This is a genomic window from Actinoalloteichus spitiensis RMV-1378 (assembly GCF_000239155.1).
GTDB classification, from domain to species: Bacteria; Actinomycetota; Actinomycetes; order Mycobacteriales; family Pseudonocardiaceae; genus Actinoalloteichus_B; species Actinoalloteichus_B spitiensis.
The window spans coordinates 1-2,908 of record NZ_AGVX02000685.1 but is presented as its reverse complement, the minus strand read 5'-3'; the positions used below and the strand labels follow the sequence as shown (position 1 = coordinate 2,908).

The 2,908-nt window shown below is 69.4% G+C and carries 1 protein-coding gene; it reads left to right on the top strand.

What is annotated here, in order from left to right:
- Positions 1–382: 382 nt before the first annotated feature.
- On the top strand, positions 383–2,491 hold the full coding sequence (locus ACTIDRAF_RS0223915) for a transglycosylase domain-containing protein (RefSeq protein ID WP_016701212.1): 2,109 nt from the start codon (positions 383–385) through the stop codon (positions 2,489–2,491).
- Positions 2,492–2,908 lie beyond the last annotated feature (417 nt).

The following is a 2,908-nucleotide window of genomic DNA, read 5'->3' as shown; positions in this document are numbered from 1 at the left end:
CGGCGGGCCCCGGCCACGGGGGTGGACCCGCGCCGGCGCCCGGAGCGGCGGGAGCCTCCCGCGAGTAGTCGTTCATCCCCCGACTGAGCTAACGTCAGTCAGACGTGCGGTACTGGATCATGCGATGCGGACGGGGCTGCCCGGTCGGACCGGGTCACCGAAGTTCGAGAGCCAGATCACGTGTCGGCGCGCAACGCCGACACGGGTGGGAACGTCCTCCTCCCAGGAGGAGGAACCCGGCCGGCGCCAGCGCGCGGGTCGGCCCGGCGCCGGAACCTCGTCGAACGCCTCCGTCCATCACCGGTCCTCTCGTGAGAGAGCGTTTCGCGAATCGTGCGGGTGAGCCGTCCTCGCTCGCCCCGTGGAAGGGGTTGTTCCTGCCGTGATCCTGGCTCGGGCGAAAGGCGCCTCCAAGCTGCTGGGTCTCTGTCTGATAGCCGGAGTGCTCCTCGCCGCCGTCTTCTTCCCCGCGGCGGCCGGCTTCGGCGCGGTGTCCAACCAGGCGGCCGACACCGTGAGCGGGACATCGGCCGAGATGGAGAGCGCCGAACCCGCGGTGGTCACCACGGTGACCGACCGCGACGACAATCCGATCGCCTACCTGTACCACCAGAACCGGGTGATGGTGGGACCCGACGAGATCTCCGACGAGATGAAGGCGGCCATCGTCGCCGTCGAGGACCACCGGTTCTTCGACCACGACGGCGTCGACTGGCAGGCGACCTTCCGGGTCGCCGTGCAGAACCAGTTCGCCGGCCGCATCGAGGGCGGCGGGTCGACCTTGACCCAGCAGTACGTGAAGAACTACCTCGCCTTCATCGTGGGCGACGGTGATGAGGAGGCCTTCGGTGAGGCCACCGAGGCGACGATGGCCAGGAAGCTGCGGGAGGCCCGCATCGCCCTGGACATCGAGAAGCGCATGACCAAGGACGAGATCCTGACGGGCTACCTGAACATCGTGCCCTTCGGGAACGAGACCTACGGGGTGCACCAGGCGGCGCGCACCTACTTCGACACCACTCCTGACCAGCTCAACCTGCCGCAGGCCGCGCTGCTCGCCGCCGTGGTGAACGCGCCGAGCGTGCTGAATCCCGGCCGGAACCCAGAGGACGCCCAGCGCCGCCGCAACCTCGTGCTCAACCGCATGGGTGAGGAAGGCATGCTCGGCGCCACCGTCGAGGAGAGCCGCCAGGTCGCGGAGGAGGCCAAGCAGGAACCCCTCGGCGTGGTCAACCCGCTCAACCGCCTGCCCAACGGCTGCGTCGGTCACGGCAACGGCGACGTCAACGGCTTCTTCTGCTCCTACGTGATGAACTACCTTCGCGAACACGGCTTCGACGACGAGGACCTCAAGCGCAACGGGTACACGATCAAGACGACGCTGGACCCGGTGGCGACGCAGGCCGCCAAGGCCGCAGCCGAGGAGGAGGTCGCCAAGACCACCCCGGGCGTCGCCAACGTGATGGCGGTGGTCGAACCAGGGCGGGAGTCGCACAAGGTGCGGGCGCTGGTCGCCAACCGCGACTACGGCGTCGACTCGGACCGGGGACAGACCAGCTGGGACCTGCCCAGCGCGGTGATGCCCTTCGGAACGGGGTCCACCTACAAGATCTTCACCGCCGCCGCCGGGCTCGAGCAGGGCTACAAGATCCACCAGGAGTTCGACTCACCGGAGTCCTACACCTCGTCCGTGTACCGCAACGGCACCAACCCCTACGTGGTCACCGGGGGCATGGGCCACAAGGTCTCCCTCCAGGACTCCCTGGCGCACTCCCCCAACACCACCTTCGTGCAGATGTCCGAGGAGATCGGGCTGGACAACGTGGTGGACATGGCCTACCGCCTGGGGCTGCGCAAGGGCATGGACGGGGTCAACCACAACGGCACCGGCATCGACCCGGACTCGGACGACCCCCGGGTCAGCATGTCCCAGCGGGACTTCCTCAAGCAGAACAACATGGGCGCGTTCACCCTCGGCTTCACCCCGACCAGCGTGTTGGAGCTGGCCAACGTCAGTGCCACCCTCACCAGCGGCGGGGTGTGGTGCCCGCCCTCCCCGATCGAGTCCATCACCGACAAGCACGGCAACCCGGTCGAGATCGAGGAACAGCCGTGTGAACAAGCCGTCGACGAGGGCCTGGCCAACTCGATGGTCGTCGCCCTGAGCAAGGACGACACGGTGGGGACGGCGGCGAACGCCGCCAACGTCACCGGCTGGAACCGGCCCGCGATCGGCAAGACCGGTACGACCCAGGGACACCGCTCCGCCGCTTTCACGGGAGCCACCCCGCAGATGGCCGGCGCCGTGCTCATCTTCGGCGACAGCGCCTCGCCCCAGCCGATCTGCAGTGGCCCGCCGGTCACCGAATGCGGCGTGGGCAACATCTACGGCGGGCACGCCCCCGCCAGGACCTGGTTCCGGGCCATGAACGTCATCCTGGAGGGAACCGAGGTCGCGGGACTGCCGCAGGCGGATCCCCGCCACCTCTGAGCACCGGGGAGGCCTCGCGGTCGAGGCGATGCCCCGTGCGATCGGGAAGGCCCGGGGGCCGTCCTCGAGAATGAGAGGATGGCCACCCGGTCTCCGGGCCCGAACCCCGCCGACCGGGCGAAACGCCCGACGCCCCCGTGCGGGCCCCTTGACTGAATCGAGATGATTCACGCGTGCCCACTCGGGTAACCGGGGAGAGTAAGGGGAGAGTTGTCCGCGCGCAGCGCGTCCGCCGGTGGACGTGCCGGGTCACCCCCTGCCCCGAGGGGAACGAAGCAGGCGAGGAGGAAGCGGTGATCGGCGATGACACGGGAACGCGGCAGGGGACGCCGCTGGAACTGCGTCCCGACCAGCCCGACCCGGCACGCGGTGCCGGCACCGCCGGGGAGCCCGAGCCGCTGCGGATGGGCGCCGCCG